The sequence below is a fragment of the Mycolicibacterium sp. ND9-15 genome (assembly GCF_035918395.1).
GTDB lineage: Bacteria > Actinomycetota > Actinomycetes > Mycobacteriales > Mycobacteriaceae > Mycobacterium.
This window is the reverse complement of sequence record NZ_CP142362.1, coordinates 1,358,712-1,372,510: the sequence shown is the minus strand read 5'-3', so window position 1 is coordinate 1,372,510 and position 13,799 is coordinate 1,358,712. Positions and strand designations below refer to the sequence as shown.

The window sequence follows — 13,799 nt, the reverse complement described above, 5'->3', positions numbered from 1 at the left end:
AGAACAGAAGCAAGAACTGAAGGGATACCCATGACGACACCGCAAGGCGGTTCGCTGAACACCGATTTCGAGTTGATGACCGTCGTCGCGAACCAGACGGACGCGCGGAACGAGGAGATTCGCGCGATGCTGCAGTCGTTCATCGGGCGGATGAGCGCCGTACCGCCGTCGGTCTGGGGCGGTGTCGCGGCGACCCGCTTCCGCGACGTGGTCGACCGGTGGAACGCCGAATCGCTGAAGCTCCATGCCTCGCTGGAGCGCATTGCCGAAACGATACGGCTCAACCAGCAGACGCTTCGAGAAGCCAACGAAAGCCACGCGCACCGCATCGGCGCGGTGGCCAACCACCTTTAAGGAGTCGCGATGGATCACGTGTTGTCGTACAACTTCGACGAGATCGAGTACACGGTCCGCCAGGAGATCCACGCGACCTCCACCCGCTTGAACGGCGCGCTTGAGGAGCTACGCGCCCAGATCGCCCCGCTGCAGGAGGCGTGGACACGCCAGGCAGCCGATGCGTACCGCCTCGAACAGGCCAGGTGGGAGCAGGCAGCGGCCGCACTCAACGAGATTTTGTTCAGCCTCGGCAACGCGGTCCGCGACGGCGCGGACGACGTCGCCGCGACCGATCGCAGCGCCGCGAGCGCGTGGGGCGCATAAGCACGACAAGACCTGTGCGGTCCGCACTGGAGGGGAGCCAGGGAACGCACGGTTGGCGCCACCGTGGCCGAGGAGAGCGGCCACGGTGGCGCACCACCTTTCGACTACTCGCAGGCGATACCGTCGCCGTCGCGGTCCAGGTGCGCGGCATAACCGTCTTCGCCCTGCAGGATCGGCGCCACGCCGGCCTCGCGCGCGGCGGTGCAGTTCTTGTAATACACATCGGCAGATGCGGTCGCTGCTCCGGCCGCGGTTGCGGCGATGACGAGCGCGGCGACGATCAGACCACGAATCAATGTCACTCCCTTGAGATCTTGAATTTCCGGTTGCGGGCCGGGCGGTTTGCCGGTCACTCCCGCGACGACGGTAGGCCGGCGGCGACGCGAAGGAATCCGGGATTTCCCTATGCTTGTGTCTGTTCGCCGCCGGACCGTTTTGACCTGCGACGACGCACCCAGGTAAGCTGCCTCGTTGGCGTGCGGTAAGCACGGGTTCTCGGGTCAACGTCGGTCGCCGAGAGCAAACCCCGCCGACCACGCCTGACCGGCACCCGGGTCACCGGGATTCGAAACCCGAGAGGGCAAAGGGAAGGTAGCGCTGTGCCTACGTACACGCCGAAGGCGGGTGACACCACGCGTTCGTGGTACGTCATCGACGCCACCGACGTGGTGCTCGGCCGGCTCGCCGTCGCGGCAGCGAATCTGCTGCGGGGCAAGCACAAGCCGACATACACGCCGAATGTCGACGGTGGCGATTTCGTCATCGTCATCAACGCCGACAAGGTCGCCATCGGCGGCGACAAGCTGCAGAAGAAGTTCAGCTACCGCCACTCGGGGTATCCCGGCGGTCTGCGCAAGCGCTCGCTCGGCGACGAGATGGAAAAGCACGCCGACCGGGTCGTCGAGAGGGCGATCCTCGGCATGATCCCCCACACCAAGCTCGGCCGGCAGATCCAGAAGAAGCTGCGGGTCTACGTCGGGCCCGAGCATCCGCACACCGCGCAGCAACCGATTCCGTACGAGATCAAGCAGGTGGCGCAATGACCGAAGCGACGGGGACCGAAACCGTTGAAAACACTGAAGCCGTGACGGAAGCAGCCGCCGAAGCGACTCCCCGCGAGCCGGTCTTCATCGATCGTCCGATCCAGACCGTGGGCCGCCGCAAGGAAGCCGTGGTGCGGGTCCGCCTGGTCCCCGGAACGGGCCAGTTCAACCTCGATGGCCGCAGCCTCGAGGACTACTTCCCGAACAAGGTGCATCAGCAGCTCATCAAGGCTCCGCTGGTCACCGTGGATCGGCTGGAGAGCTTCGACATCTACGCCCACCTCGACGGTGGCGGCCCATCCGGGCAGGCCGGCGCGCTGCGTCTGGCGATCGCCAGGGCGCTGATCCTGGTACAGCCCGAGGACCGGCCCGCGCTGAAGAAGGCGGGCTTTTTGACCCGCGACCCGCGGGCCATCGAGCGCAAGAAGTACGGCCTGAAGAAGGCGCGCAAGGCGCCTCAGTACAGCAAGCGCTGATCGTTGCGCGAAACCGCCGGGTGTGCACCGCACATCCGGCGGTCTTGCATTCAAATCCGCCCGCTCCCTGCGGTCTATGTCACATTCGCGCGAGTCAGGTTTCGGACATCCGATTGTCGTAAACACCTCGGTGCTGGAGGCGGCGGCGCTGCATGCGCTGGCAGACCGCAACTGTCACCGGTACGAGCCAGTCACGTCGTTGGGGGGCCGGATCGTCGTCTCCGGACTGAAAAGGAGCTGTAGATGATGAGCCTGATCAACACCGCGAAGAACGCGAAGACCGCTAGGACGCTGACCGCAGGCGCCGTGTTGGGCGGATCGCTGCTCTTCACTGCCGGCCTGGGAATGGCGATGGCGCAGCCGGCCACGGCTCAGGACGGCCGAGTCAATGTCTCGATCGGCAACGCTGGTGTCCTCGAGGACGTCGACGTGACCGCCGTCGCGCAGATCGCGGCGGGTGTGTGCGACGTCGACGTGAACTCGGCCAACGCTCTGGCGCAGGCCGCCGACACCGAGGGCACCGATCAGACGGTGTGCACGAACAACCTGGGTACCGTCGCGATCCAGCAGAACGGCCCCGGCCACTCCGAGAACGCGCCGGGTCAGGCCCAGGAGGCCCCGGCGACTTCTGAGCCGGCCACCCCGACCGCCGAAAACGGCGGCAGCTAGGCAGCGCCACCCTCACCGCCCGTATCCGTCCCGGACGCGGGCGGTGAGTCGCATCTGGATACCGATTCGGCGACGGCGCGGCCGTCGACGCCCGCAATTAACCCTCCAGCGGGCATTTATGAGAAGTTTGTCGGCATGGCTCGACTTTTCGGCACCGACGGAGTGCGCGGAGTCGCCAACCAGGATCTGACCGCTGAGCTGGCCTTGGCCCTCGGTTCAGCGGCCGCGCGTCGGTTGGCCACCGCCGGTGGACACGCCAGGCGGGTGGCTGTCGTCGGCCGTGACCCGCGCGCCAGCGGCGAGATGCTGGAGGCGGCGGTCATCGCCGGGCTGACCAGCGAAGGAGTCGACGCTTTGCGCGTCGGGATCCTGCCGACTCCGGCGGTCGCCTATCTGACCAGCGCTTACGACGCCGACTTCGGCGTGATGATCAGCGCCTCGCACAACCCGATGCCCGATAACGGCATCAAGATTTTCGGCCCGGGCGGGCACAAGCTCGACGACGCCACCGAGGACCGGATCGAGGAACTCGTCAATCAGGGCCCGGGAAACCGGCCCACCGGTGCGGGGATCGGACGTGTGGTCGATGCCGAGGACGCTCTCGACCGCTATCTTCGGCACGTCGGCAAGGCCGTCGCCACCAGGTTGGACCAACTCACTGTCGTCGTCGACTGCGCTAACGGCGCCGCCTCGGCCGCCGCGCCGCAGGCTTACCGCGCCGCGGGTGCCAATGTCATCACGATCAACGCACAGCCGGACGGCCTGAATATCAACGACCGCTGCGGCTCGACCCATATGGAGACGCTGCGGTCCGCGGTTGTCTCGTCCGGCGCCGACCTGGGCCTCGCTCACGACGGCGACGCCGACCGTTGCCTCGCCGTCGACGCGCACGGGCGTGTCATCGACGGCGACGCGATCATGGTGATTCTCGCCCTCGCCATGCAGGAGAGCGGCGAACTGGCGTCGAACACGCTGGTGGCGACCGTGATGAGCAACCTCGGGTTGCATCTGGCGATGCGGACGGCCGGGGTCGAGGTCCGCACCACCAGCGTGGGGGATCGCTACGTCCTGGAGGAACTCCGTGCCGGAGCGTACGCACTCGGCGGCGAGCAGTCCGGTCATATCGTCATGCCGGCATGGGGTACGACGGGCGACGGCATCGTCACCGGGCTGCGGTTGATGTCGCGGATGGCGCAGACCCGGTCTTCGCTCGCAGCGCTGGCTGCGCCGATGCGGACGTTGCCGCAAGTCCTGATCAACGTCGAGGTAGCAGACAAGGCGACCGTCGCCGACGCCCCGTCGGTCCGCACCGCGGTCGCCGAGGTGGCAGCGGAGCTCGGTGACACCGGCCGAATCCTGTTGCGCCCGTCGGGGACCGAACAAGTCGTGCGGGTGATGGTGGAGGCGGCCGACGAAGACACCGCGCGGCAACTGGCGGTCCGGGTCGCCGAACAGGTCAGCGCTCAACGCTGACGATGGAACCGGCGGGAGTCGCCGCGCGTCCAAGTCATACATGGGAGAAGCGGACGCATCCCGCGTCGACGTCGCCGCACTGTTGAGCGTCGCGCGGGAGTACCAGGTTGCCGCCGACATCGTCGACGCCGCCATACGAACGCATCTGAGCGGCTTGGCGTTTGACGGTGCCCGCGCGGGCCGGGCGTACGTCGCCCACGGCGAAGCGGTGCGGTCCGCGGTTGAGGACATCGTGAACCAGATGCGGCGATGGTCCCGCGCTTCGGCGGAGATCGCCGTCGCGCTTCGGGTGTCCGCGAACCGGTACGCCGAAGCCGACGCGCACGCCGCCGGTCGGTTGGGGTGACAGATGACCGAAACACTCGATGCCACAGCGCGGTTGGCCGACGGTATGCCTGGCGTAACCGATATCCAGCAGTACGTCCTGGCTTGTCAGTGTCTCGGTTACCAGCACCCCGACCTGACGGCGCACCCTGCCCAGGTTCATGACTGGTATGCCACCGAGGACGGCATGGATCTGGGTGCCCTCGAGACCGATTGCGTTGCCCTGCAGGCCGCAGCGGCGGCAGCCGAGGATGCGCTTGCTCGGCAGAACGATCAGCTGAGCACTCTCGCGGCGGCCTGGCAGGGCGGCGGCGCGAACGCGTCACGGGAGTTCCTGCGCCGCCACGGCGAAGCGTCTGCGTTTGCCGCGACCGCCCTCCGGACCGCCGCGCACGCGTTCGCCGACCTGCGCGACCACCTCTGGCAGTCCGTGGATGGCAAGGTCGCACGCGTGCTGACCATCGGTGACGGTGCGCAGGCCCGGCGCACGGACTGGCTGGCCGCGTCGCAGGTCGTCACCACCGGCGCCGGTGACCGCGCGGCCGCCAGTGAACTGATCGATCAAGAGGTGAAGCCGTTCGTCGACAACGTGATCGGTGGCGACTGGGTCGCGGCGATGCGTGCGGCCGTCGGCGCGGTGCAGGCGGCCTACGAGGCGGCGTCAGCGCAGATCGCATCGGAGGCCGAAGCGATATTCGACGTGCCGGGTGCACTAGGGCCGGCATGGAGCCCGTCGCCGTCGGCCGACGGTGTGGTGCCGACTTCACCCGCGGGGACTGCTACGGCGCCGGCCCCGAGCGCAGCATTCGCCGCGCCGGCCCCCGTCGCACCGGCGGCTTGGGGTGGCACAGCGGCTGCGGCTCCGCCTCCCGTCGGGCCACCGCCTCCTGTTGCCGCACCGCTACCGAATGACTCCGCGATGGCGCAGCCGACGGCGGCTCCGCCGCTGCCGTCTTTGGGCGGTGGCTTGCCCGATACCGGAAGCGGCCTTTCGGGTTTCGGCCAACAGCTTCGTGACTTGTTGGGCGGAATAATCGGCGGCAGCCCGTTCGACGATTCCATGGCGGTTGACGATCCGCTCGACACGGCGGATATCGGTGAGTCCGAGGCCGAAGAGGGGTCGGACGTCGATGAGTCGGACGAGGCCGAAGACCAGGCCGAAGAGGACGGCGAGACCGACGAAGCGGAGGACGTCGAGGAAGAATCGGAGGAGCCCGTCGAACCGGCGGTGGCCGAGTCCGCCTGTCCACCCGAGCCGGTGCCGGCCGCCGCCGACGATGTGCCGGCCGACGAGCCAGTCCCAACGCCGCCGCCGCAACCCTTGGGGGTGACGTCGACGCCGCTGCCTGAGGGGTCGGACGCTGGTACGCCTTGTGAGATCGCGGCCGATGAACTACCTCAGGTCGGTGAGTGACGTCGAGCGCGATGCTCTGCCGTGACCAAAGGTTTCGTGTCTAGAACGAGTGTTTCGCGGCCCGAGAGCATGGGCTGCATGATCCCGCGCTGGCCGCGTCGTGCCTTCGACCCCGTCCGGGTGTCGCTCTGCGGACGGTGTGCAGGCTCATGCGCTCATATCCGGCCAGTCGGAGCCGTTGACAAGCAAGCGGACGCACTCGTCTGCCACCACTTGGTTTCGGTGGCTCGTGCCGCAGTGTTCGCACCAACGATGAACGACCGCACCCGCGGTCCTCCGGCGGTTACAACTCAGGGCCAGCGCTACACCTGCTCCTGTCGCCAGACGTCGGCAGGCCAGTAGTTGTGGGGATGACGGCCGCGCGCGAATCTCGGTCCCGCGGTGTGGTAGGTATGCGTCGGATCTCATTTGCCGCACCCCCTTCTGGAGTGCAACCCGGAGTACCCACATATTTGGGGTTAATGCCGGGAACTCGTCGGTAACATACAGCCGGCCCCTGGCGGAACTGCGCGTTCATTTGCCCGCGCCGCACTGACCGGCACATAAGTCACGACCGCTCTGGCCCATACCGCTCTGATCGTGCCGGCACGGTGCCGGTCATCGAGATCGTCCTCGTAAAGATCGACGTGTTCGCCCATCACGAGGGCTGCGACGGCCCATTCGGCGTCGCACGGCCGCTCTACTCCGCGTTCGGCGTGGTCGTCGCGTTACTGCCGGAGGTAGCGGCCCGACGCCTTGATCGCGTCGGGCGTCGCCGCCGCTGCTGATGTCCCCTGGCCGACGAAGGCTGGTGCGGACGCGCGGGTTCGGGCCGGCTGGCGACAATCGAATCTCCGAAAGTCCGCTTACCCGGCGCGATTTCGTTCAGCACCGGGTGTGATGAGCCGCTGAAACGGGTGATCGTCGGCTTCACGCCGGCCTTACGTGTCAACTGCCGCACATCGGACACCTGCTCGTCGAGCATCAGCGTGACCACCGTGCCGTCGGCCCCGGCGCGTGCCGTCCGGCCCGAGCGGTGTAGATACGCCTTGTGCTCGACGGGCGGGTCGGCGTGCACCACGAGGCTCACATCGTCGACGTGGATACCACGCGCGGCGATATCGGTCGCCACCAGCACGGTGGCCGAACCATCGGAGAAGGCCGCGAGATTGCGGGTACGCGCATTCTGCGACAGGTTGCCGTGCAACTCCACTGCGGGCACACCGCGTGAGTTCAACTGGCGGGCAAGGTTCTTGGCACCATGCTTGGTGCGGGCGAACACGATGGTCCGGCCGGGAGACGCGGCGAGGTCGGCCAGCACGCCGAGTCGGGCGGCCTTGTCGACGTGCAACACGTGGTGCTCCATCGCGGTCACCGGCGACTGCTCCGAATCGACGCTGTGCACAACGGGATTGTTCAGGTACCGCTTCACCAGCACGTCGACGCCGCCGTCGAGGGTGGCCGAGAACAGCATCCGCTGGCCGTTACGAGGGGTCTTGTCCAGCAGCCGTTTCACCGGGGGAAGGAAACCGAGGTCGGCCATGTGGTCGGCCTCGTCCAGCACGGTGATCTCGACGGCCGACAGGTCGGCATGGCGCGATTTCACATGGTCCTCGAGCCGTCCCGGGCAGGCGATCACGATGTCGACGCCTTGGCGCAGCGCCTGGATCTGCGGGTTTGGGCCGACGCCACCGATGATCGTCACCGACCGCAGGCCGGTGGCCGCCGCGAGCGGCGCGAGCGACGCGCTGATCTGCGCGGCCAGTTCGCGGGTGGGCGCGAGGATGAGGGCACGTGGGCGGACCGGCGCACGTTTCACCGGCTTCGCAGTGAGCCTGGTCACTACGGGCAACAGGAACGCGTAGGTTTTGCCGGATCCGGTGCGACCGCGGCCGAGAACGTCGCGACCCGCTACCGAGTCGGGCAGCGTCGCGGCCTGAATGGGGAAGGGCGAGTCGATGCCGTTGGCGGCGAGAGTGTCGACGACGGTCTTCGAAAGGCCGAGGTCGGCGAAGGTGGGCACGGTTGTGCCACTGGGGATTTGCACAGACAAGTAAAACTCCGGAAGTTCGGTGTGGTCGTCCTGCCCGGCGCGGATGATCCGCGGCGCTCGGTATGACGATCGAACTGGGTCGATTATCGCCTTCGGCGATGCGGCAAAAGGCAGAACAGAAGATGCCGCTGCAGACACTGTACAGGGGTGCGGCGCTTCGGCGTAATCGGCTACGGCAGCAGGCCGTGCAGTTCCTCGACGAACCGGACGATTTCGCGGCGGTCGCCGGAAAGCGGCTGCAACAGAAGCGTCGTCGCACCGGCTTCGGCGACGGCGGCCACCCGCTCCTTGACGAATCCGCGTGGGCCCACCAGCGACACGTTGCGCACCAAGTCATCCGGCACCGCCGCGATCGCTTCGGCCTTCTTGCCGGCGAGGTAGAGATCCTGGATGGTGTCGGCGACCTCGCCGTACCCGTACCGGGTGGCGAGGTCGTGGTAGAAGTTGCGTCCCCGCGCGCCCATACCGCCGATGTACAAGGCCAATTGCGGTTTCACCCACGACAACCGGTCGTCGACGTCGTCACCGATGGCCAGGGGAGCGCTGACCATAACATCGAGTGGGGCCAACGAGGGATCGCGTTTGGCGAACCCGGCCCGCAACGACTCACCCCACACGGCGTCGGCTTGCTCCGGATAGAAGAACACCGGCTGCCAACCCTCGGCGATTTCTGCGGTGAGTTCGACATTCTTCGGGCCGAGAGCGGCGATCGTGATCGGAATACGATCGCGCACAGGATGATTGATCAACTGCAGTGGCTTGCCCAGACCCGTGCCCTGATCGGCGGGCAACGGAATCTGATAGTACTTGCCGTCGAATTGCACGCGCTCGCGCCGCCACACCTGCCTGCAAATCTCGACCACTTCCCGGGTGCGCCCCAGCGGCGCGTCGAACGGAACGCCGTGGAAGCCCTCCATCACCTGCGGACCGGACGTCCCGATGCCGAGCCGGAAGCGGCCGCCGGAGACGTAGTCGAGCCCCGCCGCCGTCATCGCCAGCAGCGTCGGTGTGCGGATATAGATCGGGACGACGCCGGTACCAAGTTCGATGCGCGATGTCTTGGCCGCCAGGAAGCCGAGCTGGCTGATCGCGTCGTACGAGTACGCCTCGGCCACCAGCGCGAGGTCCACCCCGACCCTCTCCAGCTCGACGACCTGGTCGACCGCGTCGAGAAAGCCGTCGGTGTAGTTGAGGAAGATCCCGGTCCGCATCATCGAGTTATACACCCCCAACCGGTTGGTTGGTGACCTCAGGGCTTCAGCAGCGCGACGACTTTGTTCTCCAAGTCCACCGGGTCATCGGAGAAGGGGTCGACAGTCGGGGCCTTCGGCAGTGCGACCTCGGGGTCGGCGAAGTCGCGGTACGTCTTGTCGCCGGTCAGCGTGTGCATCAGGTATCCGGTCAGCAGTGCCCGAACCACCTTCTGAGTGCTGCGGTCGGCGCCCGGCAGCCCGACGACGCGCGCCAGGCGACGGCCCTCGATCAAGCCGCCCGGCTTGGCCTTGGCCACGGTGCGGAACGTGGCCGCCTTCCAGGCCCGGGCCAGTTCCACCGCGTTGGACCGCAGCGTCATCGGATCGCCCGGCCCGCTGAGCACCAGGCCGGGAACCTGCAGCGTCGCCGCGGGCTCCTCGGCGGGCGGAGAAGTGACTGTGGGGAATATCGCAACGACAGATTTCGGTTTGGCGGGCATCCCCGCCGCCGCGAACACCGCCGCCGAGCCGCCGAACCCGTGTCCGACGACGCCGAGCTTGGAGCGGTGCACGCTGATCTCGCCCCCTCCGAGGCGGACGCCGGTGATGATGTCGAGCGTCGTGCCCAGGTCATAGGCGAAGTTGAGGGCCGACGGGGCAAGACCCGTTTCGGTCGCCGGCGCCGCCGCGACGATCCCCCACGACGCCAAATGCTCCAGCGTCCCCTGGTAGCGGTCCGCTCCGGCAAGCCAGTCGTGGCCGAAGGCGACCCCGGGCAGATTGAATCCGGCTTCGGGGGTGAACACGACACCGGGAAGGCCGGCGAAGGCCAGGTCACCACGTAGAACGCGGTACGGGCCGCGGCGGGTCAAGGCCGTGAAGAGCTTCTTCGTGCTGGCCACCAGACGACCGTAGCCCACAGGGTTCTGAGCGGCTCTTGCACTACCCTGAATGCCTATGTGCGGAATCGTCGGCTACGTCGGGCAGCGTCCTGCCTGCGACATCGTCGTCGACGCGCTGCGTCGGATGGAGTATCGCGGATACGACTCCTCGGGCGTCGCCCTGCTCGACGGCCACGGCGGCCTCACCGTCCGTCGCCGGGCCGGGCGGCTGGCCAACCTCGAAGCCGCGCTCACCGACACCGATTCCGTCAGGCTCGCGGGCAGCACCGGCCTGGGCCACACCCGCTGGGCCACCCACGGCAGGCCCACGGATCGCAACGCCCACCCGCACCGCGACGCCGACGGCAAGATCGCCGTCGTCCACAACGGGATCATCGAGAACTACGGCCCGCTGCGCGCCGAACTCGAGCAGTCCGGGGTGGAGTTCGCCAGCGACACAGACACCGAGGTCGCGGTGCATCTGGTCGCCCGGCAGTACCGCGACGGTGACACCGCCGGCGACTTCGCGGCGTCGGTGCTCGCGGTCCTGCGGCGGCTGGAGGGGCACTTCACGCTGGTGTTCGCCAACGCCGACGAGCCGGGCACGATCGTGGCGGCACGGCGCTCCACACCACTGGTGCTCGGCGTCGGCGACGGCGAGATGTTCGTCGGTTCGGACGTCGCCGCGTTCATCGAGCACACGCGCGACGCCATCGAGCTCGGTCAGGACCAGGCGGTGGTCGTCACCGCCGACGGCTACCGCATCACCGACTTCGACGGCGTGGACGACGCCGCGAACGCCCGCACCTTTCACGTCGATTGGGACACGTCGGCGGCCGAAAAGGGCGGATACGAGTACTTCATGCTCAAGGAGATCGCCGAACAGCCCGCCGCGGTCTCCGACACGCTGCTCGGCCACTTCGCGGACAACCGCATCGTGCTCGACGAGCAGCGGCTGTCCGACCAGGAACTGCGCGAGGTCGACAAGGTGTTCGTGGTGGCCTGTGGCACGGCGTACCACTCCGGGCTGCTGGCCAAGTACGCGATCGAGCACTGGACCCGGCTGCCCGTCGAGGCGGAGCTCGCGAGCGAATTCCGTTATCGCGACCCGGTTCTGGACAGGCACACGCTCGTGGTGGCGATCTCACAGTCCGGCGAGACCGCCGATACTTTGGAGGCGGTACGGCACGCCAAGGAGCAGAAAGCCAAGGTGTTGGCGATCTGCAATACCAACGGCAGCCAGATCCCGCGCGAATGCGATGCGGTGCTCTACACTCGCGCGGGACCGGAGATCGGCGTGGCGTCGACGAAGACGTTTCTCGCGCAGATCACCGCGAATTACCTTGTCGGCCTTGCGCTGGCGCAGGCGCGCGGCACGAAGTATCCCGACGAGGTCGAGCGCGAGTACCGCGAGTTGGAGGCCATGCCGGATCTGGTCGCCCGCGTGCTGGAGACCGTCGAACCGGTCAGGACGCTCGCACACCGCTTCGCGCAGTCGCAGACCGTGCTGTTCCTCGGCAGGCATGTCGGCTACCCGGTCGCGCTCGAAGGCGCGCTCAAGCTCAAGGAATTGGCGTACATGCACGCCGAGGGCTTCGCGGCCGGCGAACTCAAACACGGTCCGATCGCACTGATCGAGGACGACCTTCCGGTGATCGTGGTGATGCCGTCGCCGAAGAACTCGCCGATGTTGCATGCCAAGCTGCTGTCGAACATCCGCGAGATCCAGGCGCGCGGCGCGGTCACCATCGTGATCGCCGAGGAGGGCGACGACACCGTTCGTCCGTATGCTGATCATCTGATCGAGATACCCGCGGTGTCAACGCTTTTACAGCCGCTGCTGTCGACGATCCCGCTGCAGGTGTTCGCCGCAGGCGTCGCGCAGGCCCGCGGCTACGACGTTGACAAACCGCGCAATCTGGCCAAGTCGGTCACCGTCGAGTAGTACGGGTCGAGTCCCGTTCTGACCGGTTGTTGACGGGTCAGTGGCCCTGCGGACGCTGCAGCACCTCGTCCTGGCGGTCGTCCAGTTCCGTCGGCGTGACGATCGACCGGTCGGTCAGCGTGTCCTCGAGAGCGTCCGCCCAGCTCTGCCAGTACGGTCGAGCCCCGTCGTCGGCGATGCGGCGAATGAGGTGGCGGCGAAAGCTCTCCCACTCGCATGTCTCGGACCGACACAGCGCCACAGTGAGGCCGAATATCCGCTGCTCCCAAGGAGATTCGAAAACGATGTCCCCGTTGTCGCGCGGTAGGGACAGCGGGCCGGCCAGGTCTGCGTCGATGTCAGGCATCGGCCTGCGGCGACGATGCCTGCGCCACCCCGATCATCGCGTCGCGTGTCACGAGGCCGGCCAACGCAGCCTCGTCCAGGCCGTCGGTGCCGGGCGGACGCTGGGGTACGACAAGATAGCGAGCCTCCGCGGAGCTGTCCCACACCCGGATCCGTACGCCGTCCGGCAGCACCAGCCCCATCTCGGCCAGCACGGCGCGCGGTTGGGCGACCACACGCGCGCGGTACTGCGGCGCTTTGTACCAGCGCGGCGGCAGGCCGAGCACAGGCCACGGGTAACACGAACACAGCGTGCAGACCACCACGTTGTGGACCTCGGGCGTGTTCTCTACGGCGACGATCCGGTGCCCCTCCGGGCCGCCGAACCCGAACTCGGCGACAGCCTTGGTTCCGTCGGCGAGCAACCGGTGCCGGTAGGCCTGGTCGCTCCACGCCCTGGCGACGACCTTCGCACCGTTGAGCGGGCCCACGTTGGTCTGATAGTGCTCGATGACGTCGTCGACCACCCTTCGGTCGACGATGCCCTTCTCAACCAGCAGGTCCTCCAGGGCCTGCGCTCGAGCCGCCGCCACTTCGGTCACGACGCCTCCGGACGCGGTTTCAGATAGCACTCGAAGAGGTCGACCCGCATCTCGGTATCCGGTTCGGCGGCGTCGCCCCACAGGTCGGTGGCGTCGAAGGCGACCGTGTAAAGGTGTTGCGGTCGGCTGCGCCGGTGCACGGCATGGGCGTCCGGAAGCAGCGCGGAGCCGTGCTCGCCGACGACGACGCCCGGCTTGCCGGTGACGTACCCCGGTTGGCGGGTATGGCCGGACGCCCGGTGATCGCGTACCTGGACCTGGTCGCCGGCCCGAAAGCGGGGACGCCCGAATGCGGGTCGTGCGCTGCCCAGCACCCTCGGCAGCACGTACGCGGCCAACCAGCGTGGCAGTCGAGGCCGCAACAGCGCAGTCAAGGCCCGCGAAGTGATCTCTCGGCGGGCGGCCGACGCGCATCGTGCACCGGGTTTCGCGGGCCTGCCCTCGATCCGCGCGTCCACCTCGGCCGGGCCGAGATAGCCGGCCTCGACGAGCATTGCCTCGAAGCCTCCGAGCCAGCGCCGGTAATAGCTCGACAGGTACGTCTCGCGCGGCAACCGCTCCAGCGCGAAGCGGAAAGCGTCGATATTGCGGCCGAACAGCAGGAGCACGAACCACGAGATTCCGAAGACCCGGCCTTCCCACCGTTCATGGAAGACCGGCTCATCGGGCTCACGGACGATCGGGCCGAAGAATTCTGTTCGACCACCCATATCGTGCAGGGCCGCCATAACAGCAGCGTAGCCCAGCCGTGCCGGGCGCGGTT

General features: G+C 67.5%; 16 protein-coding genes. 9 read left to right on the top strand and 7 right to left on the bottom strand.

The genetic code is table 11. The features are described 5' to 3' along the window. The first annotated feature begins 30 nt into the window (after positions 1 to 30). Together QGN32_RS06695 and QGN32_RS06690 are read left to right on the top strand one after the other, a co-directional pair. Positions 31 to 354, top strand: a complete 324-nt coding sequence (locus tag QGN32_RS06695; RefSeq protein ID WP_326547840.1) for a WXG100 family type VII secretion target — start codon at positions 31 to 33, stop codon at positions 352 to 354. Positions 355 to 363: 9 nt separating this feature from the next. Continuing rightward, positions 364 to 660, top strand: coding sequence for a WXG100 family type VII secretion target (locus tag QGN32_RS06690; protein WP_326547839.1), 297 nt, complete (start codon positions 364 to 366; stop codon positions 658 to 660). A gap of 104 nt (positions 661 to 764) precedes the next feature. On the opposite strand, the gene QGN32_RS06685 is transcribed toward QGN32_RS06690, so the two are convergent. Beyond that, on the bottom strand, positions 765 to 1,013 hold the full coding sequence (locus tag QGN32_RS06685) for an excalibur calcium-binding domain-containing protein (protein ID WP_326547838.1): 249 nt from the start codon (positions 1,011 to 1,013) through the stop codon (positions 765 to 767). Between the two features lie 246 nt (positions 1,014 to 1,259). Between QGN32_RS06685 and rplM the strand changes: the two genes are divergently transcribed. The 6 genes from rplM (at position 1,260) to QGN32_RS06655 (ending at position 6,059) form a co-directional block, all read left to right on the top strand. Then, positions 1,260 to 1,703 carry a 50S ribosomal protein L13 gene (gene rplM / locus QGN32_RS06680; RefSeq protein ID WP_326547837.1) on the top strand — a complete coding sequence of 148 codons (444 nt, stop codon included), beginning with the start codon at positions 1,260 to 1,262 and terminating at the stop codon, positions 1,701 to 1,703. After that, positions 1,700 to 2,179 carry a 30S ribosomal protein S9 gene (rpsI, locus tag QGN32_RS06675; RefSeq protein WP_326547836.1) on the top strand — a complete coding sequence of 160 codons (480 nt, stop codon included), beginning with the start codon at positions 1,700 to 1,702 and terminating at the stop codon, positions 2,177 to 2,179. The genes rplM and rpsI overlap by 4 nt, the downstream gene beginning before the upstream one ends. Positions 2,180 to 2,422: 243 nt before the next feature. Further along, entirely contained in the window at positions 2,423 to 2,848 is a 426-nt protein-coding gene (locus tag QGN32_RS06670; RefSeq protein ID WP_326547835.1) for a hypothetical protein, read from the top strand. 135 nt (positions 2,849 to 2,983) lie between these two features. Continuing rightward, a complete protein-coding gene (gene glmM, locus QGN32_RS06665) occupies positions 2,984 to 4,321 on the top strand; it encodes a phosphoglucosamine mutase (RefSeq protein ID WP_326547834.1) in 1,338 nt (445 codons plus the stop codon). 40 nt (positions 4,322 to 4,361) lie between these two features. Further along, entirely contained in the window at positions 4,362 to 4,667 is a 306-nt protein-coding gene (locus QGN32_RS06660) for a type VII secretion target (RefSeq protein WP_326547833.1), read from the top strand. Between the two features lie 3 nt (positions 4,668 to 4,670). Continuing rightward, complete coding sequence (locus QGN32_RS06655; RefSeq protein ID WP_326547832.1) at positions 4,671 to 6,059, top strand: hypothetical protein; 1,389 nt, start codon at positions 4,671 to 4,673, stop codon at positions 6,057 to 6,059. A gap of 679 nt (positions 6,060 to 6,738) precedes the next feature. On the opposite strand, the gene QGN32_RS06650 is transcribed toward QGN32_RS06655, so the two are convergent. From QGN32_RS06650 to QGN32_RS06640, 3 genes are all read right to left on the bottom strand, one after another. After that, on the bottom strand, positions 6,739 to 8,061 hold the full coding sequence (locus QGN32_RS06650; protein WP_326548967.1) for a DEAD/DEAH box helicase: 1,323 nt from the start codon (positions 8,059 to 8,061) through the stop codon (positions 6,739 to 6,741). A gap of 200 nt (positions 8,062 to 8,261) precedes the next feature. Then, positions 8,262 to 9,302 (bottom strand): LLM class F420-dependent oxidoreductase, encoded by a 1,041-nt coding sequence (locus QGN32_RS06645; RefSeq protein ID WP_326547831.1) that lies wholly within the window; start codon positions 9,300 to 9,302, stop codon positions 8,262 to 8,264. A 38-nt stretch (positions 9,303 to 9,340) separates the two neighbouring features. Then, positions 9,341 to 10,186 (bottom strand): dienelactone hydrolase family protein, encoded by an 846-nt coding sequence (locus tag QGN32_RS06640; protein WP_326547830.1) that lies wholly within the window; start codon positions 10,184 to 10,186, stop codon positions 9,341 to 9,343. Positions 10,187 to 10,241: 55 nt separating this feature from the next. Between QGN32_RS06640 and glmS the strand changes: the two genes are divergently transcribed. Then, the gene (glmS, locus tag QGN32_RS06635; RefSeq protein ID WP_326547829.1) at positions 10,242 to 12,110 is read left to right on the top strand and encodes a glutamine--fructose-6-phosphate transaminase (isomerizing); all 1,869 of its coding nucleotides are present in this window, start codon (positions 10,242 to 10,244) and stop codon (positions 12,108 to 12,110) included. A gap of 37 nt (positions 12,111 to 12,147) precedes the next feature. Here glmS and QGN32_RS06630 read toward each other — a convergent pair whose 3' ends face one another. The 3 genes from QGN32_RS06630 to nthB are packed head-to-tail and all read right to left on the bottom strand — an operon-like array spanning position 12,148 to position 13,764. Beyond that, positions 12,148 to 12,456: a nitrile hydratase accessory protein gene (locus tag QGN32_RS06630; protein WP_326547828.1), complete on the bottom strand. Its 309-nt coding sequence runs from the start codon at positions 12,454 to 12,456 to the stop codon at positions 12,148 to 12,150. Next, positions 12,449 to 13,036 (bottom strand): nitrile hydratase subunit alpha, encoded by a 588-nt coding sequence (gene nthA, locus QGN32_RS06625; RefSeq protein WP_326547827.1) that lies wholly within the window; start codon positions 13,034 to 13,036, stop codon positions 12,449 to 12,451. The genes QGN32_RS06630 and nthA overlap by 8 nt, the downstream gene beginning before the upstream one ends. Beyond that, positions 13,033 to 13,764, bottom strand: a complete 732-nt coding sequence (nthB, locus tag QGN32_RS06620) for a nitrile hydratase subunit beta (protein ID WP_326547826.1) — start codon at positions 13,762 to 13,764, stop codon at positions 13,033 to 13,035. The genes nthA and nthB overlap by 4 nt, the downstream gene beginning before the upstream one ends. Positions 13,765 to 13,799: the final 35 nt, after the last annotated feature.

What these genes read in the sequence shown, in the direction of transcription:
- QGN32_RS06695 (WP_326547840.1), top strand. Translation starts at nt 31, where the DNA reads ATGACGACACCGCAAGGCGGTTCGCTGAACACCGATTTCGAGTTGATG.
- QGN32_RS06690 (WP_326547839.1), top strand. Translation starts at nt 364, where the DNA reads ATGGATCACGTGTTGTCGTACAACTTCGACGAGATCGAGTACACGGTC.
- rpsI (WP_326547836.1), top strand. Translation starts at nt 1,700, where the DNA reads ATGACCGAAGCGACGGGGACCGAAACCGTTGAAAACACTGAAGCCGTG.
- QGN32_RS06670 (WP_326547835.1), top strand. Translation starts at nt 2,423, where the DNA reads ATGATGAGCCTGATCAACACCGCGAAGAACGCGAAGACCGCTAGGACG.
- glmM (WP_326547834.1), top strand. Translation starts at nt 2,984, where the DNA reads ATGGCTCGACTTTTCGGCACCGACGGAGTGCGCGGAGTCGCCAACCAG.
- QGN32_RS06660 (WP_326547833.1), top strand. Translation starts at nt 4,362, where the DNA reads ATGGGAGAAGCGGACGCATCCCGCGTCGACGTCGCCGCACTGTTGAGC.
- QGN32_RS06655 (WP_326547832.1), top strand. Translation starts at nt 4,671, where the DNA reads ATGACCGAAACACTCGATGCCACAGCGCGGTTGGCCGACGGTATGCCT.
- QGN32_RS06645 (WP_326547831.1), bottom strand. Translation starts at nt 9,302, where the DNA reads ATGCGGACCGGGATCTTCCTCAACTACACCGACGGCTTTCTCGACGCG.
- glmS (WP_326547829.1), top strand. Translation starts at nt 10,242, where the DNA reads ATGTGCGGAATCGTCGGCTACGTCGGGCAGCGTCCTGCCTGCGACATC.
- QGN32_RS06630 (WP_326547828.1), bottom strand. Translation starts at nt 12,456, where the DNA reads ATGCCTGACATCGACGCAGACCTGGCCGGCCCGCTGTCCCTACCGCGC.
- nthB (WP_326547826.1), bottom strand. Translation starts at nt 13,764, where the DNA reads ATGGCGGCCCTGCACGATATGGGTGGTCGAACAGAATTCTTCGGCCCG.